At 63.9% G+C, this 23,275-nt stretch carries 18 protein-coding genes; 4 read left to right on the plus strand and 14 right to left on the minus strand.

The window, feature by feature from the left end:
* Positions 1-213 precede the first annotated feature (213 nt).
* The gene (locus J6524_RS06050) at positions 214-375 is read right to left on the minus strand and encodes a Flp family type IVb pilin (RefSeq protein WP_225669468.1); all 162 of its coding nucleotides are present in this window, start codon (positions 373-375) and stop codon (positions 214-216) included.
* Positions 376-580: 205 nt separating this feature from the next.
* Between J6524_RS06050 and J6524_RS06055 the strand changes: the two genes are divergently transcribed.
* On the plus strand, positions 581-1,471 hold the full coding sequence (locus J6524_RS06055; RefSeq protein ID WP_225669469.1) for a 50S ribosomal protein L11 methyltransferase: 891 nt from the start codon (positions 581-583) through the stop codon (positions 1,469-1,471).
* A gap of 8 nt (positions 1,472-1,479) precedes the next feature.
* Here J6524_RS06055 and J6524_RS06060 read toward each other — a convergent pair whose 3' ends face one another.
* On the minus strand, positions 1,480-1,662 hold the full coding sequence (locus J6524_RS06060) for a hypothetical protein (RefSeq protein ID WP_225669470.1): 183 nt from the start codon (positions 1,660-1,662) through the stop codon (positions 1,480-1,482).
* 181 nt (positions 1,663-1,843) lie between these two features.
* Between J6524_RS06060 and J6524_RS06065 the strand changes: the two genes are divergently transcribed.
* The 3 genes from J6524_RS06065 (at position 1,844) to J6524_RS06075 (ending at position 5,527) form a co-directional block, all read left to right on the plus strand.
* Positions 1,844-3,679: an aminopeptidase P family protein gene (locus tag J6524_RS06065; RefSeq protein WP_225669471.1), complete on the plus strand. Its 1,836-nt coding sequence runs from the start codon at positions 1,844-1,846 to the stop codon at positions 3,677-3,679.
* Positions 3,680-3,749: 70 nt separating this feature from the next.
* Positions 3,750-3,935, plus strand: a complete 186-nt coding sequence (locus tag J6524_RS06070; RefSeq protein ID WP_225669472.1) for a M24 family metallopeptidase C-terminal domain-containing protein — start codon at positions 3,750-3,752, stop codon at positions 3,933-3,935.
* Between the two features lie 311 nt (positions 3,936-4,246).
* On the plus strand, positions 4,247-5,527 hold the full coding sequence (locus J6524_RS06075) for a multidrug effflux MFS transporter (RefSeq protein WP_225669473.1): 1,281 nt from the start codon (positions 4,247-4,249) through the stop codon (positions 5,525-5,527).
* A gap of 161 nt (positions 5,528-5,688) precedes the next feature.
* Here the strand turns inward: J6524_RS06075 and ligA are convergent, their stop codons facing one another.
* From ligA to ftsW, 12 genes are all read right to left on the minus strand, one after another.
* On the minus strand, positions 5,689-7,836 hold the full coding sequence (gene ligA, locus J6524_RS06080; protein ID WP_225669474.1) for an NAD-dependent DNA ligase LigA: 2,148 nt from the start codon (positions 7,834-7,836) through the stop codon (positions 5,689-5,691).
* A gap of 176 nt (positions 7,837-8,012) precedes the next feature.
* Complete coding sequence (gene recN / locus J6524_RS06085; protein WP_225669475.1) at positions 8,013-9,701, minus strand: DNA repair protein RecN; 1,689 nt, start codon at positions 9,699-9,701, stop codon at positions 8,013-8,015.
* Between the two features lie 301 nt (positions 9,702-10,002).
* Positions 10,003-10,908: an outer membrane protein assembly factor BamD gene (locus J6524_RS06090; RefSeq protein WP_225669476.1), complete on the minus strand. Its 906-nt coding sequence runs from the start codon at positions 10,906-10,908 to the stop codon at positions 10,003-10,005.
* Positions 10,909-11,210: 302 nt separating this feature from the next.
* The gene (lpxC, locus tag J6524_RS06095) at positions 11,211-12,170 is read right to left on the minus strand and encodes a UDP-3-O-acyl-N-acetylglucosamine deacetylase (RefSeq protein ID WP_225669477.1); all 960 of its coding nucleotides are present in this window, start codon (positions 12,168-12,170) and stop codon (positions 11,211-11,213) included.
* A 350-nt stretch (positions 12,171-12,520) separates the two neighbouring features.
* Positions 12,521-14,329, minus strand: a complete 1,809-nt coding sequence (ftsZ, locus tag J6524_RS06100; RefSeq protein WP_225669478.1) for a cell division protein FtsZ — start codon at positions 14,327-14,329, stop codon at positions 12,521-12,523.
* 90 nt (positions 14,330-14,419) lie between these two features.
* On the minus strand, positions 14,420-15,739 hold the full coding sequence (ftsA, locus tag J6524_RS06105; protein ID WP_225669479.1) for a cell division protein FtsA: 1,320 nt from the start codon (positions 15,737-15,739) through the stop codon (positions 14,420-14,422).
* A complete protein-coding gene (locus J6524_RS06110; RefSeq protein WP_225669480.1) occupies positions 15,736-16,725 on the minus strand; it encodes a cell division protein FtsQ/DivIB in 990 nt (329 codons plus the stop codon). The genes ftsA and J6524_RS06110 overlap by 4 nt, the downstream gene beginning before the upstream one ends.
* Before the next feature lie 301 nt (positions 16,726-17,026).
* The gene (locus J6524_RS06120; protein ID WP_225669481.1) at positions 17,027-18,019 is read right to left on the minus strand and encodes a D-alanine--D-alanine ligase family protein; all 993 of its coding nucleotides are present in this window, start codon (positions 18,017-18,019) and stop codon (positions 17,027-17,029) included.
* A gap of 47 nt (positions 18,020-18,066) precedes the next feature.
* Complete coding sequence (gene murB, locus J6524_RS06125; protein ID WP_225669482.1) at positions 18,067-18,987, minus strand: UDP-N-acetylmuramate dehydrogenase; 921 nt, start codon at positions 18,985-18,987, stop codon at positions 18,067-18,069.
* 304 nt (positions 18,988-19,291) lie between these two features.
* A complete protein-coding gene (murC, locus tag J6524_RS06130) occupies positions 19,292-20,695 on the minus strand; it encodes a UDP-N-acetylmuramate--L-alanine ligase (RefSeq protein ID WP_225669483.1) in 1,404 nt (467 codons plus the stop codon).
* A gap of 159 nt (positions 20,696-20,854) precedes the next feature.
* Complete coding sequence (murG, locus tag J6524_RS06135; RefSeq protein ID WP_225669484.1) at positions 20,855-21,955, minus strand: undecaprenyldiphospho-muramoylpentapeptide beta-N-acetylglucosaminyltransferase; 1,101 nt, start codon at positions 21,953-21,955, stop codon at positions 20,855-20,857.
* Between the two features lie 136 nt (positions 21,956-22,091).
* On the minus strand, positions 22,092-23,243 hold the full coding sequence (ftsW, locus tag J6524_RS06140; RefSeq protein WP_225669485.1) for a putative lipid II flippase FtsW: 1,152 nt from the start codon (positions 23,241-23,243) through the stop codon (positions 22,092-22,094).
* Positions 23,244-23,275 lie beyond the last annotated feature (32 nt).

Here is a 23,275-nt window from a genome sequence, read left to right on the forward strand (position 1 = left end):
AACATGTGTAAAGCCGGTGGATAACGCCCCAAAAGCCTGTGGATTTACTGTCGAAAACCCGTGGCAGCGGCCGTGGAGAAGGTCGGTATGATCAGGCGGATAACGGATGAAATAGAACCTGCGGGGCTGTGGACAGGCGGTGGAACATCATCCAAAAAAGAACGGGACCGGGTACTCCACGCGCCCGGTCCCGCATGCCTATAGAGTGTCGGATTATTTCAGCGAGTTGCTGATGTCGACGAAGTTCGAGCTGAGCTTGCCGCCGAGACCGTTGACCGCGGCGATGATCGCAATCGCGATGCCCGCGGCGATCAGGCCATATTCGATGGCCGTGGCGCCCGATTCGTCCTTAAGGAATGACTTAATGATCGACATGGCTGGTTCCGACCTTGGTTGGTGTGCACTCAGAACCGAGGTTCCCCCTGCAGTTCCTATCCGGGAACCTATGGAGAGGAATCTAAGGCTGCTTTAACGGGGGAACTGCAACTTTTCCGAGTAACGCGACATGAAATTTGCTCAAATTTGAACGAATGCTCTTTCCCCAATCGCCGCCCCCTCCTGCTTTTCTCCAGGTTCTTCAATGATTTCCCTCGCCTCCACACATCGCGTCAACGTTGCTGTCGGCGACGAGCACACAGCCAAGGGTATCGTCGATGCCCTGACCGAGATTTTTTTTGAGGGCCAGGCCGCGGTCGCGGCGTTCGAGCGGCCGGACGGGCGCTGGGACGTCACGGTGCATTTTGCCGAACCACCCGATCAGCCGCTGGTCCGCGAACTCGTCGGCAATGCCGCCGGCACCGAGATCGCGGCGAGCATCACCTTTGACACCGTCGAGGCCAAGGACTGGGTCAAGGCCAGCCTCGAAGACCTAGTTCCGGTGTCGGCCGGGCGCTTCATCGTCCACGGGCAGCACGACCGCGCGCGAGTCCCGCCCAACAAGCTCGGCATCGAGATCGAGGCGGCGCTGGCCTTCGGCACCGGCCACCACGGCACCACGCGCGGCTGCCTGCTGCTGCTCGATCATGTTCTGAAGGCCTGGCGGCCACGCCGCGTGCTCGATCTCGGTACCGGAACCGGCGTGTTGGCGATTGCCGCCGCCCGGGCGCTGCACGAAAAAGTGCTGGCCAGCGACATCGATCCGCCCTCGGTGCAGGTCGCTCGCGACAATGCCCGGCTGAACGTGTCGGGGCATCTAGTGCAGGCGATCCGCGCCACCGGGTTTGCGGCGCCCCATTTCGCCAGCCGTGCGCCATTCGATCTGGTGCTGGCGAATATCCTCGCCAATCCGCTGCGCCAATTGGCGGGGCCAATGGCGCGGCAGCTGGCGCCGTCGGCGATGGTCATCCTTTCCGGCCTGCTGACCCATCAGGCGCCTGCCGTCATTGCCGCCTACCGCGCCCGCGGGCTGGTGCCGCTCCGCCACCTTCGCGTCGAAGGCTGGAGCAGTCTCCTGCTGCGCAAGGTGAACTGAAGGCCTGGCTAGTCGGCGTGCGAATTCCGGGCCGCCGCGTCCTTCTCTTTCTTCAACGATCGTTTGACGCGCGCCTCTGCGAGGCGGTCGAGGATCTGGATAATAGCGCCGCGCTGCTTCTTGTTGGCAACCGGCGGGACCGGGCCGCGCTCGGCTGGCGGGGAAATCTTCTCAAACGTGAAAGCAGGCATGGTGTATCCCCTCTTCGTTGAGTTGAAACACTCCCGGGCCTCCCGAAATTTCTTGAGCCGAACGGACGCTGCCGCAAAACCGTTCGTCCAGCTGATAATATTTAAGCACGGATTATGCCAAATTGTGGCCAACTCGGCCCGCATTGCGGATCGCTTCACTGAACTTTAGAGTAACCAGGCGATGTTCGAAGCCCATTTCCAGACATTCGAAGAACCCGAAAGCGGTGTGGCACTCGCCGCACGGCTGGCGACATTCCGCGAGGAGCTGGCACGGCGGAAGCTGACCGGATTTGTGATTCCCCGCGCCGATCAGCAGCAGAACGAATATGTCCCGGCTTCCGAAGAGCGGCTGGCCTGGCTTACCGGCTTTACCGGCTCGGCCGGCATGGCGATCGTCCTGACGCGCGAAGCCGCAGTCTTCGTCGACGGCCGTTACACGCTGCAGGCCGCCAAGCAGGTCGACCGCAAGGCCTGGCATATCGAGCCGCTGGCTGATCCGCCGCCCGAGCAGTGGCTTGCCAAGCATCTTGTCGCCGGTGACCGCTTCGGTTTTGACCCGTGGCTGCACACTTCTGCGGCAGCCGAGCGTCTGGCGGCCGCCTGCACCAAGGCCGGCGCGGAGCTGATCGCAGTCGACAGCAACCCGCTGGATTCGGTGTGGACCGAGCGACCGTCCCCGCCGCTCGGTCACGTCTCGATTCACGGCGTGCAGTTTTCCGGCGAGATCGAAGCCGAAAAGCTCAAGCGCATCCGGCTTGAGATCAACAAGCTCGGCGTCGAGGCGCTGGTGCTGTCGGACAGCCACGCGGTGGCCTGGACCTTCAACATTCGCGGCGCCGACGTCTCGCACACGCCGCTGCCGCTGTCCTACGCGCTGGTGCCGAAGGACGGCCGCCCGACCATTTTCATCGACCACCGCAAGCTATCGAATCTGACGCGCGACCATCTCGAACAATCCGCCGATGTCCGCGAGCCCGCCACGCTGGTGCCCGCACTCACCGAACTCGCGCGCAGCGGCGCCGCGATTGCGCTCGACAGCGCGACCGCTGCCGACGCGCTGAGCCGCCTGATCGCGGGCGCCGGCGGAAAGCCGGTAAGCGGAAACGATCCGGTGAGCCTGCTCAAGGCGGTGAAAAACATCACCGAGATCGAGGGCACGCGGACCGCGCACCAGCGCGACGCCGTGGCGCTGACGCGCTTTCTCGCCTGGGTCGACCGCGAGGCGCCCTCCGGCGCGCTGACCGAGATCGACACCGTCGAGGCGCTGGAAACCTTTCGCCGCCAGACCTGCGCGCTGAAGGATGTCTCGTTTCCAACCATCGCCGGCACCGGGCCGAACGGCGCCATCGTGCATTACCGCGTCACCCGCAAGAGCAACCGGCGCATCGTGCCCGGTGATCTCCTGCTGATCGATTCCGGCGCGCAATATGAAGACGGCACCACCGACGTCACCCGCACGATTGCGATCGGCAATCCCACCGACGAAATGCGCGACCGCTTCACCCGCGTCCTGCGCGGGCACATCGCGATCGCGCGCGCGCTGTTTCCCGACGGCACCACCGGCGCGCAGCTCGATAGCTTTGCGCGACAATTTTTGTGGCAGGCCGGCCTCGATTTCGAGCACGGCACCGGCCACGGCGTCGGCAGTTATCTCTCGGTGCATGAAGGCCCGGCGCGGATCTCGAAACTCGGCACCACGCCGCTGAAACGCGGCATGATCCTCTCCAACGAGCCCGGCTACTACAAGACCGATGCCTACGGCATCCGGATCGAGAATCTCGAACTGGTCGTCGGCACCGATGTGCCGGGCGCCGAGAAGCCGGTGAATGCGTTCGAGACGCTGACGCTGGCGCCGATCGATCGCCGCCTGATCGACGTGAATATGTTGAGCGCAACCGAGCTGAAGTGGCTCAACGACTACCACGAGCGGGTCAATCGCGCGGTGCGCCCCCACCTCGACGACAACGCCACCAAACTGTGGCTGGACGAAGCGACGGCAGCGCTGCTGCCGCTTTAATCACCTCACGGAGCCGTAGGATGGGTGGAGCGCAGCGATACCCATCAATGCCAGTGCGCGTGGTGGGATGATGGGTATCGCTGCGCTCCACCCATCCTACTTTCCACTGATCGACGTGAACATGTTGAGCGCAACTGAACTGAAGTGGCTCAACGATTACCACGAGCGGGTCAATCGCGCGGTGCGCCCCCACCTCGACGACAACGCCACCAAACTGTGGCTGGACGAAGCGACGGCAGCGCTGCTGCCGCTTTAATCACCTCACGGAGCCGTAGGATGGGTGGAGCGCAGCGATACCCATCAATGCCAGTGCGCGTGGTGGGATGATGGGTATCGCTGCGCTCCACCCATCCTACTTTCCACCAGTCGCCCCGGCCCGCCCTCTGCAGCGATACGGCGCAGGCGCCGGACACAAAATCGCGAAAACAACCCCATGCAAAGTAGAATCCAGCGGCCCAGCTTCGTACCCGCCTCCCCAAATCGGCATGGCCGCATGCCAAAACGTCCCTATTCGCGCTGAGCCATCTGGTTAAAAGTCCGGTCCAAGCAAAACAGGGTCGGAACGGAATGCACGGCGTCGTGGGCAAGCCGCCCGGCGCGACGGACAATAATGCCGTCGCGACATCGAAAATCATGCTGCTGATGCTGGTCGCGATGACCGGCGTCGCGCCGATCTCGCTTTACATGCTGGTGCCGGCGCTGCCCGTGCTGGCGACGACGTTCGACGGCGATATCTCAGTCGCGCAGATGACGGTGTCGCTCTACATGGTCGGCATCGCCTGTTCGCAGCTCATCATGGGACCGTTGTCGGACAAGTTCGGACGCCGCCCGGTGCTGCTCGCCGGCCTCGCCCTGATGGTCGCCGCCAGCGTCGGCTGCTCGCTGGCGCAGACCCTGCCGCAGCTGATCGCCGCCCGCTTTCTGCAGGCGCTCGGCGGGGCCACGGGCATGGTGGTGAGCCGGGCCATTATCCGCGATCTCTACAGCCGCGACCGCATCAGCTCGATGATCAGCCTCGTCATCGCGGTGATGATGGTGGCGCAGATGCTGAGCGCACTGGTCGGCGGTCTGCTCGAGACCGCATTCGGCTGGCGCGCGATCTTCTTTTTCATCACGGCGGGTTCGCTCGGTGTCGCCGTGCTGATCGCACTTGCGTTGCCCGAGACGCGCCGCGAACGCAGCGCGAGCAGCAGCTTCCGCAGCGACGTCGGCATCCTGATCCGCAACCGCGCCTTCATCGGCTTTGTGCTGTGCCAGGTGCTGGCGTCGCAGATCATCTTCCTATTCGCCGGCGGCGGACCCTACATCGTGGTGACGCAGATGGGCCGAACCACGGCCGAATATGGTGCATGGTTCGCGACAACTGGATTTGCCTATCTGATCGGAAACGTGTTCTGCGTCCGCTTTGCGCCGCGCCAATCGCTGGAACGGCTGATCTGGTTCGGGCTGGCGCTGCAATTCGCCGGCGCCCTGCTCAATCTCATCTTCAGCATCACCGGCACCAACCAGGCGCCGCTCTGGCTGTTCGGCACCCAGATGATCGTGATGGTCGCAAATGCCTTCGTGATGAACAATGCCGCGGCCGGCGCCATCAGCGCCCGGCCCGAGGCCGCCGGCACCGCCTCGGGCGCGATGGGTTTTCTGCAACAGGGCCTCGGCGCGCTGGTCTCGCAATTCGGCGCCTATCTCGGCGGCCACTCCACGACCACGCTGCCGCTGACGGCGGCAATCTTCGCATTGTCGATCGCATGTGCCTCGGTGATGTTCTTCATCGTGCCGCGGCGACAGGTCGTGGTCAGCGAGGAGCTGGTGAAGAAGGCGGAGGAGGAAGAATCGGGGATGTTGTAGGTACCACAACTGTCATCGCCCGCCTTGTGCGCGATTGCGCACTGGGGCGGGCGATCCAGTACGCCGCGGCTTCTCGGTTCAATCACTGCTGCCTCTGGAATGCTGGATCACCCGCCTTCGCGGGTGATGACGTTTTTGTGTGGGGCGACGACGGGCGCCACTCACTCCCCGATCAGCTTCAGCCACTCGTCTTCGGTCAGCACCGGCACGCCGTGCTTCTTGGCTTCCGCCAGCTTTGATCCGGCCCCCGGCCCCGCTACGACATAGTCCGTCTTCTTCGACACCGAGCCCGCGGCCTTGGCCCCTAACCGCTCGGCGGTGGCCTTGGCTTCATCGCGCGTCATCTTCTCCAGCGATCCCGTGAACACCACGGTCTTGCCGGCCACGGCCGAATTGCTCTTGGGCTTTTCTGCATCGATGATCGTGACTTCCGTCGTCAACCGCTCGACGATGCCGCGGTTATGGCTTTCGCCGAAATAGGCCGCGACACTCTTGATCACGGTATCGCCGATCTGATCCAGCGCATCCATTTCCGCGATCGCTTCCTCATCGCCCTTGGCGACCCTGAGGCAGGCATCGTGGAAGGCGTCCCACGAGCCGTAGCCGCGCGCCAACGCGAGCGCCGTGGTCTCGCCGACATGGCGCATGCCAAGCGCGTAGATGAAGCGTTCCAGCGAAATGCGGCGGCGGTTCTCGATCGCGGCGAAGAGGTTGCGCACCGAGGTTTCGCCATAGCCATCGATCTGTTCGAGCTTTAGCTTGGCGTTACGTTTCGGCAGCGTGAAGATATCGGCGGGCTCCTTCACCCACCCCTGGTCGAAGAAATACTGCAGCTGCTTCTCGCCGAGTCCGTCGATATCGAAGGCGCGGCGCGATACGAACAGTTTCAGATGCTCGATCTTCTGGAACGGACAGGCGAACTCGCCGGTGCAGCGGGCGCGCGAGCCCTCCTCGCCGGTCGCCGTCTCCTCGCGCACGACATCGCTGTGCAGCGGGCAAGGACACTTCTTCGGGAAGTGAAACTCCTTTGCGTTCTTCGGCCGCTTGTCGATCATGACGTCGACGACCTGCGGGATCACGTCGCCGGCGCGCTGGATCACGACGGTGTCGCCAATCCTGATGTCGCGCCCCTCGCGCAGCACTTCGCCCTTGTTGCCGATGCCCTTGATGTAATCCTCATTGTGCAGCGTGACGTTCTGCACGATCACGCCGCCGACACCGACCGGCTCGAGCTTGCCGACCGGGGTGAACGATCCGGTGCGACCGACCTGGATATCGATGTCGCGCAGCACCGTCATGGCGCGCTCGGCGGGGAATTTGTGCGCAATCGCCCAGCGCGGCGTGCGCGAGATGAAACCGAGCCGTTCCTGCCAATCAATACGGTCGATCTTGTAGACGACGCCATCGATGTCGTAGTCAAGCTCGCCGCGCTGCTCCTCGATCTCGTGATGGAACGCAATCAGGTGCTCGACGGAGTGGCAAAGCTTTGTCAGCGGATTGGTCTTGAAGCCGCAGCGCTCGAACCAGTGGATCATGCCGGTTTGAGTCTTTTCGGGCATCGCGCTCATCTGACCCCAGGAATAAGCGAAGAAGCCGAGCGGTCGCGAAGCGGTGATCGAAGGGTCCTTCTGACGCAGTGAGCCTGCAGCCGAATTGCGCGGGTTTGCAAAAATGGTGTCGCCCGCGGCCTTCTGCCGCTCGTTCAACGCAAGGAACGCCTTCTTGGTCATGTAGACCTCGCCGCGCACCTCGCAGATATCAGGCACGTTGCGGCCCTTCAGCTTTTGCGGCACGTCCTCGAGCGTGCGGATGTTCGCCGTGACGTCCTCGCCCACAGCGCCATCCCCACGGGTCGCCGCCGTAACGAGCTCGCCGCCTTCGTAACGCAGTGACATCGACAAGCCGTCGATCTTCGGCTCGGCGGAAAAATTGATCTTGTCGTCACTGAGCTTGAGAAAGCGCTCGATGCGGCCGACGAAGTCGAGCACGTCCTGCTCCGCGAACGCGTTTTCGAGCGACAGCATCGGCAGGGCATGGCGGACTTTCTTGAAGCGTCCGGAAGGCGCCGCACCGATCTTTTGCGACGGCGATTCCGCACTGACGAATTCGGGAAAGCGCTGTTCGATCGCATTGAAGCGCTGGCGCAGCGCGTCATATTCGGCATCGCTGATGCTGGGCGCGTCTTCCTGATAGTAGCGCTTGTCGTGCTCTTCGAGCTCCAACGCCAACCGCATGTGCTCGACCTTGGCCTGCGCCTTGGTGAGCTTTGCGACCTCGGTGGGGGTTTTTATTTTTGCTGTCTTGGCCATGTGAGTTGAATACGACGAAAAGAGGCCTGGAGGCAAAGTCGGACACTGGCCGTGCCCCGGATGCGGCGCAGCGGCGGATCGGTGCGCTGCTGATCCGGGCCCGCGGCGGGCACGGCGTAGGTCCCGGCTCTGCGGTGCAGCGTCAAGAACGCTGCACCGCGTCCGGGACGCGAGAATTACGCCGTCGCTGCCTTCAACAACCGTTCCGCCGCAGCCCTCGCCTCCGCCGTGATCTCGGCACCGGCCAGCATGCGGGCGATTTCCTCGCGGCGGTGGTCGGCGGCGAGCGCATTGACGCGGGTGGCGACGCGCTTGCCCTTGTCGAGCGCATCCTTGGAAATCAGCAGATGCTGGTCGGCGCGTGCGGCGACCTGCGGCGCGTGCGTCACAGCCATTACCTGGACATTGCCGGCGAGCCGCGCCAGCCGCGAGCCGATCGCGTCCGCCACCGCGCCGCCGACGCCGGTATCGATTTCGTCGAACACGAGCGTCGGCGCCGAGCCGCGATCGGCCAGAACCACCTTGAGCGCCAGCAGGAAGCGCGACAGCTCACCGCCGGAGGCGACCTTCATCAGCGGCCCGGGCTTGGTGCCGGGATTGGTCTGGACCCAGAATTCGATGCGGTCGATGCCCTGCGGCCCCGGTGTGTCAGCATCGCTCTCGACCTGCGTCATGAACTTCGCGCGTTCGAGCTTGAGCGGCGCGAGCTCGGCATTGACGGCCTTGTTGAGCTTCTCGGCAGACTTGCTACGTGCAGCAGACAGCTTCGCCGCTGCAGCGCCGTAACGCTGATCGGCCTCGGCCGCCGCCGCCTCCAGTTTCTTCAACTGATCCGCACCGGCATCGATCAGCGCGACATCGGATGCAAATTTGGTGGCAAGCGCGGCGAGCCCGTCGACCGGCGTCGAATATTTGCGCGAGGCGGCGCGAAGCGCAAACAGCCGCTCCTCGATGCGCTCCAGCTCGGCCGGATCGAAATCGGCCGCAACCAGCGCGGCGCTGAGATGCTGGTCGGCCTCTTCCAGTGCATTGATCGCGATGTCGATCGCCTTCACCGCCGGCTCGACGAGGGCCGGCGAGTTGGCGGCGCGGCGTTCGAGGCGGCGCACCGCCGCCGCCAGCGCCGGCACCGGAGAGTTGCTGCCGCCGACCGCCTCCTGCGCCTCGCGCAGGTCGCTGGCGATCTTCTCGCCCTGCATCATGGTGGTGCGGCGTTCGGCGAGCGCCGTTTCCTCGCCTTCCTTTGGCTTCAGCGTCTTCAGTTCATCGGCGGCATGGCGCAGGTAGTCCGCCTCGCGCGCGGCGCGCTCCATGCTGGCGCGATGCGCATCGAGCGCCGTGTTGGCGGTGCGCCGCGCCTCCCAGAGCGTCTCTAGCGCCGCAACCTCCTTCTCCAGCCCCGCGAAGGCGTCGAGCAGTTGCCGGTGCGTCGAGGCGTCGACCAGCGCGCGCTCGTCATGCTGGCCGTGGATCTCGACCAGCGTCGCGCCGACGGCTTTCAGCGTCTGCACGCTGATCGATTGGTCGTTGATGAAGGCGCGGGTGCGGCCGTCAGCAAGCTGCACGCGGCGAAGAATCATCTCGCAGGAATCTTGAACACTCGGGTCGTCGAGGCCGTTCTCGGAAAGGATCTTTGTCGCCGGATGGCCCTTGGGAACGTCGAAGGTGGCCGTCACCTGGCCCTGCTCCGCGCCATGGCGGACCAGGCCCGCGTCGCCGCGGCCGCCGAGCGCGAGTGCGAAGGCATCGAGCAGGATGGATTTGCCCGCGCCGGTTTCGCCGGTCAGCACCGCAAGGCCCCGGGAAAATTCGATATCGAGCCGTTCGATCAGGACGATGTCGCGGATCGACAGACGCGCCAGCATGCGACGTAAATTCCTAGTGGTCCGGTTCTAACATCCGCTCCCCCACCCGGGAGCCACTTGGCGAATGTTAGAATCAAAAGAACCACTAGCAAATATCAAGCTGTTAGTGGAGCTTTCGGACGTGACATTCGCTTGACGGGCCTCGCGGCAGCTACCCGAGCGAATGTCACAATCCGCTCCGCTGAGCATGCTTCAACCGAGTTGAATCATGCTCGGCAGCCATCTTCTTGTTTGAGCATGATCTTTTCGGAAAACCGGTGTCCACTTTGCGCTACGCGGCCGTTCCGGTCCGGATCATGCTCTAGCCGAGACCCAGCTTCTTGAACGCCCTGGAAATATAGGAACCCTTGTTCTCGCTCGGCTCGAGACCACCCGACTTTACGAGATTATAGGCGTCCTTGTACCAGCGGCTATCAGGAAAGTTGTGCCCAAGGACGGCCGCCGCGGTCTGCGCCTCGCCGACGATGCCGATCGACATATAGGCCTCGGTGAGTCGCGCCAGCGCTTCCTCGACATGCCGCGTGGTCTGGTAGCGGGTGACCACGGTCTTGAAACGGTTGATAGCGGCGGTGTAGTCGCGCCGCTCCATGTAGTAGCGGCCGACATCCATTTCCTTGCCGGCGAGCTGATCGCGCGCGCCTTCGAGCTTGGCCTTGGCGGAGTTCGCGTATTCCGACGTCGGGTATTTGCGAATCACCTCTTCCAGCGCAGCGATCGCCTTTTCGGTGCGGCCCTGGTCGCGAGAGATGTCCGGAATCTGGTCGTAATGCGAGGCGGCGATCAGATATTGCGCATAAGCGGCGTCGGGGCTGCCGGGATGCAGCGTGACGTAACGGGTCGCCGCGCCGATGCAGCTGTCATAATCGCCCTGGTTGTAGAAGGAATAGGCCGACATCAGCAGCGATTTGCGCGCCCAGTCCGAGTAAGGATGCTGGCGGTCGACTTCCTCGAATTTCTTCGCCGCCGCCTTGTTATCCTTGCGCTGGTTCATCAGGTACAAGCCCTCATTGTAGAGCTTGTCCGCCGGTTCCTCGACGAAGGTGTCGTCCTTTTGCGTGAACTTGTCCCAAAGCGCGCCCGTGCCGCAGCCGCTCAAGGAAATGGCGAGCGCAACCAGGCCTACCAACCGCAGCGACCGCCCGGCGCGAGCGAGGTTGGACGCCCTCAGTGAATTGCGTGGTTCAAGCGTCATACGCTGTGCCGACATGGAATCTGTGACCTGACGCCCTGTGATGCGACTGATGACTGAGCCCGCCCGTCCCTGAACCGCAGTCATGGACGTCATATTCCCCGTGCCCAATGCGTTGGTGCCCAATTCTGCAAGGCCCGTGGCGCCTTGTCGTGCAACCCGCGGGCTTCTCTAGCCGAAAAATGGTCCTCGACCAACCGAATACGCAGCCAATTCGCCCGGATTAAGGCGGGCGGAACGACCCCGTTACCTCTATGGTTACTACGGAAAACGCGCCGAAGCGGCGCAAAACGGCTCAAAATTCAACAATTTTGCCAAGGTCAGGAAACGTCCGGGCCATAGGCCGGGGCGACTAGGCCGCCTACGAGGCCCACGCCAGCCTCGACATGGCCACGCGGACGGCGTGCCGTTTCAGCCTCGACCACCCGCCAGGCGCTGCGATCGGCCAGCAACGCGGTCAATACGGCGTGGTTCAGCTTGTGGCCGGGACGGATCGAGCGGTAGGTGCCGAGCAGCGGCAAGCCAGCCAGCGCGAGATCGCCAATGGCATCGAGCACCTTGTGGCGGACGCATTCATTGCGGTAGCGCAGGCCTTCGGGGTTGAGCAGACGGTCCTCGTCGAAGACCACCGAATTCTCGAACGATGCGCCAAGTGCGAAGCCGGCGCTCCACAGCCGCGCGGTATCGCTCATGAAGCCGAAGGTGCGCGCGCGTGAAACCTCGCGGCGGAAGCTTTCTGGGCTGAGATCGAGCGAATAATGCTGGCGGCCAATCGCGGGCGTGCTGAAGTCGATCTCGACTTCGACGCGGAACCCGCCTGCATGCGGACGGAGCTCGCCAAAGCTGTCGCCGATCGCAACCTGCACCGGCTTGAGGATCTGAATGAAGCGGCGGGAAGCCGATTGGGTGACGATGCCGGCCTGATCGATTGCAGCAACGAAGGCCGCAGCGCTGCCGTCCATGATCGGAACTTCGGGACCGTCGACTTCGATGAAGGCGTTGTCGATACCCATGCCGCGCAGAGCAGCGAGGACGTGTTCGGAGGTGGAAACGAGCGGGCCTTCGCGATCACCCAGAACTGTCTGGAAATCAGTCGCGGTGACGGATGCGGCGACAGCCGGAACTTCGCGGTCGGTATCGTCGAGACCGGTGCGGACAAAAATAAAGCCCGCATTCACAGGTGCAGGTCCGATGGTCAGGCTGACAGGTAAACCGGAATGAACGCCAACACCCGTTACGGTGGCTTGCGACCGAAGCGTGGTTTGGCGGCTGAATTTCATCGATAACTGCCCACTACCCGACTTAACCTAAAGCGGAACGGCGCTTGAAGCGTCGATTCGCGTTCTAGGCATCCCCAAGTCACGGCAGACCATAGTCGTTGCCCCGACGCGCACAACTCACGCTTCTTTACGGATTGTTACCCTATCTCTGCCGCAATCATGACAAGAGTTAACCAAATTCCGGCATGGCCAGACGCCGGTTCAGCCGCAGCATTTGATCACGCAATCAATAATTAATCATTTAAAATCAGTTGGTTGAACCATACTCTGAATCGGGACACCAGCCCAAAGAGAAGGGCCCCGGCTGATCCAGCCGGGGCCCTTTGGGCTGCCTTGATTGTTACAAAACCTCAGTTCGCCTGCCGCCGGAGGAAGGCCGGGATATCAAGATGGTCGTCACCCTGTGGCGTCGGCGCAACAGGTGCGGGGCGGCCATGGATGTCCAAACCCTGCGGCGCCGGACGCTTTGCGTACTCCGACACCGGCTCTTGATTCGCGATCTGCTGCGCGACGGTGCGCTGCGGCTTGCGCTCCGGCAGCGGCGGAAGCGGCGCCATCGATGGACCGGAGGCCCGCGCCGCGATCGGCGGCTCGTTCTCTTCATCGCGGCGGCCAAGGCCGACATTGGCCAGCCGCTGCAAGAGGGACAGCCGGGTTTTCTGCGGATGCTCCTCTTCGGGTTCGCCGCGGGCTTGCCGGATCTCGGCCTGCGCCGGCATCGGAAGTTCCTCGAACTTCGGCATCCGCGGCGCACGGCTCGCAGGACGTTCAGCCGCCTGTGGGATGAAGTTCTCAGGGGTGGGCGGCGCCTCGGGCTCGCGGACGGTTTCCTTGTCGGGGAACAATGTGGGCTTCTGCGCGATCGGGCGTACCGTGACATCACCATAGGACGCCGGCTGGATCGGCGCCTGTTGCGGCGTCTCGACGGCCGCGGCGATCGCGGCCAGCGCTGCACGCTCGACATTCTGGGACGAACGTTGTGCCGGGGCCGCGGCCGGCGCGGGAGCCGGAGCGATAGTCAGCGGCGCAGTCGCCGGGTCGAGCTTTTGGACGCGTTCGGCCAGGCGCGCATTGTCGGCGCGCAAGCGGGCGGTCAGTTCAGCCAGGCGCGAATCCGGCGAAGCCGACGGCGCTGCAGCGGTAGTGGCGGTCGGCGTGGCAACGGACGGCGCAGCCTGGTTGCGCGCGATCTGCGACTGGTCGATGCCGGTGGCGACGACCGAGACACGGATGATGCCGTCGAGCGATTCGTCGAAGGTGGCGCCGACGATGATGTTGGCGTCCTGGTCGACCTCCTCGCGAATCCGCGTGGCGGCTTCGTCGACCTCGAACAGCGTCAGGTCCTTGCCGCCGGTGATCGAGATCAAGAGGCCCTTGGCGCCCTTCATCGAGGAGTCGTCGATCAGCGGGTTGGCGATCGCAGCTTCGGCCGCGGTCAACGCCCGCTTCTCGCCGGTTGCCTCGCCGGTGCCCATCATCGCCTTGCCCATCTCGCGCATGACAGCGCGGACGTCGGCGAAGTCGAGATTGATCAGACCTTCCTTCACCATGAGATCGGTGATGCAGGCGACGCCCGAATAGAGCACCTGGTCGGCCATCGCGAAGGCGTCCGCGAAGGTGGTCTTTTCGTTGGCGACCCGGAACAGGTTCTGGTTCGGGATGATCAAGAGCGTGTCGACCACCTTGTGCAGCTCGGCGATGCCGGCTTCCGCGGTGCGCATGCGACGCGCGCCTTCGAAGTGGAACGGCTTGGTGACGACGCCAACCGTGAGGATGCCCATGTCGCGCGCGGTCTTGGCAATCACTGGGGCTGCGCCGGTGCCGGTGCCGCCGCCCATGCCGGCGGTGACGAACACCATGTTGGCGCCCGAGAGGTGATCGCGAAGCTCGTCGATGACTTCCTGCGCCGCCGCCGCGCCGACATCAGGCTGGGACCCCGCGCCGAGGCCCTGAGTCACCGCCGTGCCCATCTGCACGATGCGCTGCGCCTTCGACATCGTCAGCGCCTGCGCGTCTGTGTTGGCGACGACGAAATCGACCCCCTGCAACCCGGCGGTGATCATGTTGTTGACGGCATTGCCGCCTGCTCCACCGACGCCGAAGACGGTAATCCGCGGTTTCAGTTCGCTGATGTCAGGGGGTGTCAGATTGAGTGCCATGGGTGCCTCTCGATTACGACGCGCGCGTTGGTTCGCCCGGGCCGGTGGCCGCGGGATTTGGTGAATGTCGTTTGGTGATGAGATCGGTCATCAGAAGCCCTCGCGAAGCCATCGTCCGACCCTTCCAAAATACCCGTCAGTCCCTGTTTTGAGCTGCCGCGTATGCCGCGGTTCGACGTGTTCAAGGTGAGCGTATTGCGGATAGACCAAGAGGCCGGTCGGCACCGCGAACGAGGCGCTCTTGGCCTCGTTGGGCAGCCGGCCAAAGCCGAGCGGACGGCCGATGCGGACCGGCCGGTTGAGAATGCGGGTAGCGAGCTCCACCGTGCCGGTCAGCTGGGAGGCCCCGCCGCTCAAAACAACCCGAGCCCGCGGCTCTGCCGCAAAGGGGGAATCCGCGAGCCGGTCCCGGACCATCTCAAAAATCTCCTCGGCACGATGCCGGACAATGTTGGCAATCGTGGCGCGCGAGACGATCTGCGGGGCATCATGTTCCTCGCCCGCAGCCGGTACAGACATCAGTTCGCGCGCGTCAGACCCGCCGGTCAGCACGGTGCCATATAACGTCTTGATTCGCTCAGCATCAGCAATGCACGCGCCGAGGCCGCGAGCAAGGTCCATCGTCACGTGCTGGCCACCGAGCGCAAATCCGCTGGCATGCACGAAACGGCCGCCCGAATAGGTCGCAATCGTGGTCGACCCGGCCCCCATTTCGACCACGGCGGCGCCAAGATCCGCCTCGTCGTCAGTCAGCACCGACAGGCCTGCGACATAAGGACTCGCCGCCATGGCCTCGACGTTGAGATGGCAACGTTCGACCACCAGCATCAAATTGCGGGCTACGGTTGCATCCGCCGTCACCACCTGCATGTCGACGCCGAACTGGCGAGCAAGCATGCCGCGCGGGTCGCGAATGCCCTTTACGCCATCGAGTGCGTAGCCGACCGGCAATGCGTGCAACACCGTTCGCCCCTCACCGGTGGCGTGGCGCATGCCGGTGGAGGTTACGCGCGTGACGTCGTCAGCGGTGACGGAGCCGCCCCTGATGTCGGCGGCAGCCTCGACGAGCTGGCCCTGCAGCCGGCCGCCGGAGACCGACAGCAATACTGACTCGACGCGGACCTTGGCCATGCGCTCGGCCAGCGCCACGGCCTGGCGCACCGCCTGCTCGCATTCGGCGAGATCAACCACGGCGCCAGCCTTCATGCCGCGCGACTGGATCTGGCTATAGCCGATCAACTCCACCGCGTGAGTGCGGCCGCGCAGCGCCTCGCTCGGCGGCGACGGCTTCAGCCGCGCGATCATGCAGGCGATCTTACTGGTGCCGATGTCGAGTGAGGCCACCATCGCCGTGCGCTTGTGATCGACCGGCCGCGTCTTTGGGGTCTGGTTGCGATCGAGGCCGGTCATGCGGAATCACCCGGCTTCTTCTTCGGTTTCTTGTCCTTGAACAGTTCTTCCCGGGCCTTGGCGGCCTCTTCCGACAATTGCACCGTGAGCCTGTCAGGCAGGCGCATGTCGACGGCGACGATGTCGCGCGAGAACAGCCGGTCCTCCTTGTCGAGCTTGCTCAGCATCGCCAACGCATTGCCGACGTCGTTCTCCGGCAGGCGGATATCGAGACCGTCCTTCAGCCGCAAGTTCCAGCGCCGCTCGCCGACGAAGATCGCCGCCTTCGTCACCGAGCGGACCTGCGGATAGCGATCGAGCAGTGCGAGGAAATCACGCGCCTTCACGTCGGCGCCCTTCCCCACCACTAGTGGCAGCGTCACGAAGCGGCGCGAAACAAAGGGCTCCAGCACCGCACCGTCCTCGGCGATCACGGCCAGGCGGCCGTCCTGCTGCCACAGCGCGAACGCCGTGCGCTCGACGATGTCGATCTGCAGCCGGCCCGGATAAAGCTTCAGGATCGTCGCATCCGCGATCCACGGGCTCGCCTTGAGCTTCTCGCGCAGGGTGGTGGCATCGAGAAACAGCAGCGACGAGCGGCCGTTGATGCCGCCGATCGCGAGTATTTCGTCCTGGCTCAGCTGCTTGCGGCCGTTGATGGCGACTTCGGTGATGCGGAAGCCGGCCGAATTGGCCAGCGCGTTGCGGGCGTCGCTGAGCCCAACCATGAACTCGTCGACATGACCGCCCTTGACGATGCCAAGCCCGGCGCTGCCGAGCAGGATCAGCACGGTCAGGGCGACGCCGAGGCGATTCGGAAGATAGCGTTCGACCAGTCGGACCAGCCGATTCGACGGCTCGCGATCGATCACGGGTTTCTTCGGGACGGGGGCACGACGGCCCAGCCGCTCGCGCAGCAGCACCACCGCTCCAATAGCGGCGGCTTTCAGGTCAGCCTGGGGCCTCTGCGGTCTCATCGACCGCTCGAGGCGTCCTGCACCATCCATTGCACGAGCCTGTTCAAGTGTTGTTCCCGCAAACTTTTTTGCGAGTTTGGCTCAGATGACGTCTCGGCGGTGCCGGACCTAAGTGCTGACCTGAAGTCGGAACAGCGCACACCCCGGCAGCCAAGCGCCACATGCGCCGCCGGCGTTAACCTTCGGACTTACTGGTAAACAAAGTGTAAAACCGCCGCCCCGGCGGTGAGATTTGATACGTATTTTGAGTGGTTTGCCGGCGAACTGTTAGGATTTTGAAACAATTTTAGGGGCCGGCCCGCGGTTCCCGGTTAACGATCTGGGCGGCCGGTTAACTGCGTTCCCTCGTCCGCCGCTCGGCCAGGGCAATCTGGTCGCGCAGAAAGTCCGGGAATTCGATCCCCTGCGCCTTCAGCGCCTTGGGATAAAGCGAGGCCGCCGTCAGGCCCGGCAATGTATTGGTTTCGAGGTAGACCGGCCCCTTCGCCGAGACGATGAAGTCGGTCCGCGAATAGCCGGTGCAGGACAGCGCTTTGTGCGCGCGCAGCGCCTGATCCTTCAGTTGCGCGGTGATTTCCGGAGAGAAGCGCCCGGGGCAGATCTCCTGAGTCGATTTGAGCAGATACTTGGCCGTGTAGTCGAAGGTGCCCTCTCCCGGAACGATCTCGATCGGCGGAAGCGACATCAGTGTGCCATCCGATTGCTCCAGCACGCCGCAAGTTGCTTCCACGCCAGCGATGAACGGCTCGATGACGTATTCCTCGGTCTTCGCAGCGTTGCGCACCGCGACCAGATCCTGTTTCGCGTTGACGAAGATCAGACCGTAGCTCGATCCGTCGCGCGCCGGCTTTGCAATCAGCCGGCCGTATTCGGCAAACGCCGCGTCAATGTTTTCCAGGTCAATGCCGTCCGGCGCCGCGACACCTGCAATCGCGGCAAAGCGCTTGGCCGCCACCTTGTCGAAGGCGAGATTTGACGATGCCGAGCCGGACCCTGTGAAGGGAATGCCGCGCAGTTCGCACATTGCCTGCAACTCGCCATTCTCGGCGCGGCCGCCGTGCAGACCGAGCACCAGCACACGATCCTCGGCCTTCGCCTTGTCGAGAGCCGCCTCCAGCGCAATGCCGCGGTTATCCGGCTTGAATTCATCCTCGAATGGACGCTTGTGTTCGAGCAGCGCCTTCGAGCTGACGTCATGGACAGTGTCGGCTACTGACCAGAACCAGAGATCGGCTTCCGGCAGGGCCCGATGCAGCGCCTGCGCGGTGGCTACCGAAACCAGCCGCTCCTTGTTGGTGCCGCCGAAGAGAATGGTCGTTCGCATCAGCCTCTACCTATCCGCCATCCTGGGCATCGAACCCGGAATGACAATTACGCCGGAATTCCGATCCGCTTGATTTCCCAATGCAGCTCTATGCCAGAATTCGCTTTAACGCGCTCGCGCACGGTTTCGCCCAAGGTTTCAATATCATGCCCGGTGGCGCTACCGGTGTTGATGAGGAAATTGCAGTGCATTTCCGAGACCTGCGCGCCGCCCACGCGAAGCCCGCGGCAGCCGGCGGCGTCGATCAGTCTCCAGGCGCTGTTGCCGGGCGGATTCTTGAAGGTCGAGCCGCCGGTCTTTTCGCGAATCGGCTGAGCGGTTTCACGGTGGTTCTGCACCTCGTTCATCTTACCGCGAATAGTTTCGGCATCAGTCGCCGCACCGCGAAACCGCGCGGAGGTGAAAATGATGGAGGCGTCGACGCCGCTGTTGCGATAGACGAACTTCATGTCGGAATTGTTGAAGATATGCTTCGTACCGTCGCGGCCGACACCCGTTGCTTCGACCAGCACATCCTTGGTCTCGCGCCCATTGGCGCCGGCATTCATCCGCAGCGCGCCGCCGATCGTGCCGGGAATGCCGAAGAAGAATTCCATGCCGCCGATGCCGGCAGCAGCCGCCGTCTCCGCCACCCGCTTGTCGAGCGCGGCGGCGCCGGCGCTGACGACATCTCCGGAAGCGGAGGTTTCACCAAATGCCCGCGGCGAGAGGCGTATCACCACGCCGGGCATGCCGCCGTCGCGCACGATCAGGTTGGAGCCGACGCCGACCACATAGACCGGCAGCTCCTTCGGAAGATGCTTTAGGAAATAGGCGAGATCATCCTCATCCGCCGGCGTGAACAGCACCTGCGCCGGCCCGCCGACGCGAAACCATGTCAACTCCGCCAGCGACTGGTTCGCCAGCAGCCGCCCGCGGAGCTCCGGCATCGCGGCTTTCAGATCGGAGGTGATATCGGGGAAGGTCATATCGCCTCGCGACGTGATTTGAGAGCGCGTCGCGTTTCAACTTGCACCAGCGCCCGGGGCTTACCCCTCTCCCCAACCCTCCCCCGCAAGGGGGGAGGGAGCCTGACCAACGTGCTCACCTCACATCGTCTGACAGCTCCTTCAGAAAAGTTGCGCGTAGGCGTACTTATCGAGCGGGTGATGGACGCACCGACGCGAGGGTTCCCTCTCCCCTTGCGGGAGAGGGTTAGGGAGAGGGGTGGCCGCAAACGCCGGCGTTTGTCGTTACGCTTCCCTTTCACTTCCAAGGCTACAGTCATCATCATCACCCCAGCGCCTTCAATTCGCCGGGCAGCGCGTAGGCCCATTGCGTGATGTTGCCAGCACCTAAGCAGACGACGAGATCACCGGAGCTGGCGATGCCGTGGACGACCTTGGCAAGCTCCGCCGAGCTCGGAAGCGGGATCACCTCGCGATGGCCATGCGCACGCAGGCCGGTGACGAAATGGTCGCGGTCGATGCCTTCGATCGGCGCCTCGCCGGCCGGATAAACCTCGGCGACGATGACCGCATCGGCATCGTTGAAGCAGGTGCAGAATTCCTCGAACAGCGATTGCAGGCGGGTGAAGCGATGCGGCTGCACCACGGCGATGATCTTGCCGCTGTAGGAGTCCCGCGCGGCCTTCAACACTGCCGCGATCTCGACGGGGTGATGGCCGTAGTCATCGATGATAGTAACACCGTTCCACTCGCCGGTGCGGGTGAAGCGCCGCTTGACGCCGCCAAAGCCGGCGATCGCCTTGCGGATCGCTGCATCGGAAATGCCGAGCTCGTGTGCGACCGCGATCGCTGCCGTCGCGTTGGAGGCGTTATGCCGCCCGGGCATCGGCAACGCGAGGTCTGATATCTCGTGCGTGGCGTCGGTCTTGCGATTGCGGATCGCGACCTTGAACTTCGAGCCGCCGGGGATCGGCGTCAGGTCCATCAGTCGTGCGTCGGCCTGCGGGTTCTCGCCATAGGTGATGATGCGGCGATCCTCGATCCGGCCAACGATGCTCTGCACCACCGGATGATCGATGCACATCACGGCAAAACCGTAGAACGGCACGTTCTCCACGAAATTGCGGAACGCGTCCTGGATCGCCTCGAAGGTCTTAAAATGATCGAGATGCTCGGGGTCGACATTGGTGACGATGGCGACATCGGTCGGCAGCTTCAAAAATGTGCCGTCGCTCTCGTCGGCTTCCACCACCATCCAGTCGCCCGCCCCGAGCCGCGCATTGGTGCCGTAGGCATTGATGATGCCGCCATTGATCACGGTCGGATCGAGATTGCCGCCATCGAGAAGGGCTGCGACCATCGAGGTGGTTGTGGTCTTGCCATGGGTGCCGGCGATCGCGACGCAGCTTTTCAGCCGCATCAGTTCGGCGAGCATCTCGGCGCGGCGCACCACCGGAATGCGCTGCGCGCGGGCTGCCATCAGTTCCGGATTGTCGCGCTTGATCGCGGTCGAGACCACGACAACGTCGGCGCCGTCGACATTCTCCGCCTTGTGGCCGACCGAGACCTCGACGCCCTTCTCCCGCAGCCGTGTGACGTTGCCGCTTTCGGAGGCGTCCGAGCCCTGCACGGTGTAACCGAGATTGACCAGCACTTCGGCGATGCCGCTCATGCCGATGCCGCCGATCCCGACGAAGTGAATGGGTCCGATCTCGCGCGGCAGTCTCATGAATTTGTCCTTGGCCGTCATCGCCCGCCTGGTGCGCAGTTGCGCGCAGGGTCGGGGCGATCCAGTATTCCGCGAAGCCGAGGCTCAAATCAGGCGCCGCGGCGTACTGGATGCCCCGCTTTCGCGGGGCATGACAAGGGCAATTTTGCGCCCAACCGCCTAGATTCCGGCCGTTTTCACCACCAGATCGGCCAGCCGCTCGGCGGCGTCGAGCCGGCCGACCTGGCGGGCGGCGGCCGCCATGGCGGTCAGCCGCGCCGGTTCGGCGGCAAAACCGGAAATTTCCGCCGCCAGACGGTCGGGCGTGAACTCTCCTTGCGGAATCCGCAACGCTCCGTTCACCTTAGCGAGCACGCCGGCATTGGCGAACTGGTCCTGGTCGATCGCGCCCGGCAGCGGCACCAGGATCGAGGGCCGGCCGATCGCGGCGAGTTCCGCCACCGTACCGGCGCCGGAGCGCGAGACCACGAGATGGCTTGCCGCCAGCCGCGCCGGCAGGTCGGCAAAGAACGGCGCGAGCTCGGCCCTGATCTTGAGCCGATCATAAATCGCACGCACCCGTGCCATGTCCTCCTCACGCACCTGCTGCGTCAGGATGAGGCGGCTCCACAGCACTGGCTCGAGCCGTTCGACGGCTGGTGGCACGATGTCGCTCATCACCCGCGCGCCCTGGCTGCCGCCGACCACGAGCAAGCGCAGCGGCCCGTTTGGCTCGGGTGAGGCAAACTGCACCGCGGCGGCGGCAAGGATCGCGGGCCGCATCGGCGTGCCGACGGTGGTGGTCTTTCCGGCAAGATCCGGATCGCGATCAAGCACGCCCGGCAGCGAGGTCGCGATCGCATTGACGCGACGGGAGAGAAAACGGTTGGCGCGGCCGAGCACGGCATTGGCATCGTGAATGACGCCTGGCACGCCGAGCAGCCTCGCCGCCATCAGCGGCGGCAGCGTCGGATAGCCGCCGAAGCCGACCACCGCCGCCGGCTTCAGCCGCCGCACCAGGTTGACGGCAACCAGCATGCCGTAGGCGAGCATGAAGCCGGTGCGCGCCAGCGACAACGGATCGCGCCCACGCACCGTCTCGCTCGGCACCACCTCGATATTGTCTCTGGTGAAGAGGCCGCTGTAGCGCAACGCACGGGCATCGGTCGCAAGCCGCACGCGCAGGCCGCGCTTGATCAACTCGACGCCGAGCGCTTCGGCGGGAAACAGATGACCGCCGGTGCCGCCGGCGGCGAGTAGAATGAGAGGAGTGTTGTCCATGGGAGCGCCTTTTACAGGCAATCAGCCGTCATTGCGAGCGAAGCGAAGCAATCCATAAGCGCGGCAGAACGGAAAGATGGATTGCTTCGTCGCTGTCGCTCCTCGCAATGACGAAAAGCGCGTCTTTTCGGCTACGTCAAGCGTAGCCGCGCGCGACGCCGGCCTCGTTCATCGATTCGACCTCGGTGCGCGGACGCTGCCGCGTCAGCGCCAGCATCATGCCGACGCCATAGGCCAGCGAGATGATCGACGAACCGCCATAGGAGATGAACGGCAGCGTCATGCCCTTGGCGGGGATCAGTTGCAGATTGACCGCCATGTTGATCGCGGCCTGCACGCCGAACAGAATGGCAAGCCCCGACGCCGCAAAGCGTGCGAACATGTCCTCGCTGGCATAGGCGCGCGTCAGCGTGCGGAGCACGACGAAGGCGAACAACCCGACCAGCGCCAGGCAAAGGATGATGCCGAATTCTTCCGCGGCTACTGCGAACACGAAATCCGTGTGGCTGTCCGGCAGGCTGCGCTTGGCGATGCCCTCACCTGGCCCGAGCCCGAACCAGCCGCCGTTCCAGAACGCTTCCATCGCCATGTCGACCTGGAAGGTGTCGCCGGAGGCCGGGTTCATGAAGCGCCTGATGCGGCCCGCGACGTGCGGAACGAGCAGATAGGCGCTGAACAATCCGGCCATCGCAACACCGGCAAGGCCGGCCACCCAGATCATCCGCATCCCGGCGATGAAGAACAGCGCGCCCCACACCATCAGGACCAGCATGGTCTGGCCGAAATCCGGCTCCATGATCAGAAGCGCCACCAGCATCAAGAGCAGCGCCATCGCCATCGAGGTCGCCGGCATTTCCGGCCGCTTGGTCGATTCCGCAAACAGCCACGCCGCCATCACGACGAAAGCGGGCTTGGCGGATTCCGAAGCCTGAATGTTGACGCCGAGCAGCGTGATCCAGCGCCGCGAGCCCTTCACCTCCGCGCCGAACACCAGCGTCGCCACGATCAAGATGATGCTGACCACGAAGACCAATAGCGCCAGACGGCGGATCTGCTTTGGCGACAGGAACGACACCCCGATCAGCACCAGGAGAGACGGCAGCAGGAACAGCATGTGCCGACTGAAGAAGTGGAACGGATCGAGCCCGATCCGGGTCGCGACCGGCGGGCTCGCCGCCAGCGACAGGATGACGCCACCCAGCATCAGCGCCATGATCGCGCCGAGCAGCAGCTTGTCCACGGTCCACCACCAGTCCGAAAACGGCGTGCGTTGGTCACGGGCGAGCATGGGCGTCCCCAAATGGCAGAGGTAACGCCCAT

It is taken from the genome of Bradyrhizobium hereditatis (assembly GCF_020329435.1).
Lineage (GTDB): Bacteria > Pseudomonadota > Alphaproteobacteria > Rhizobiales > Xanthobacteraceae > Bradyrhizobium > Bradyrhizobium hereditatis.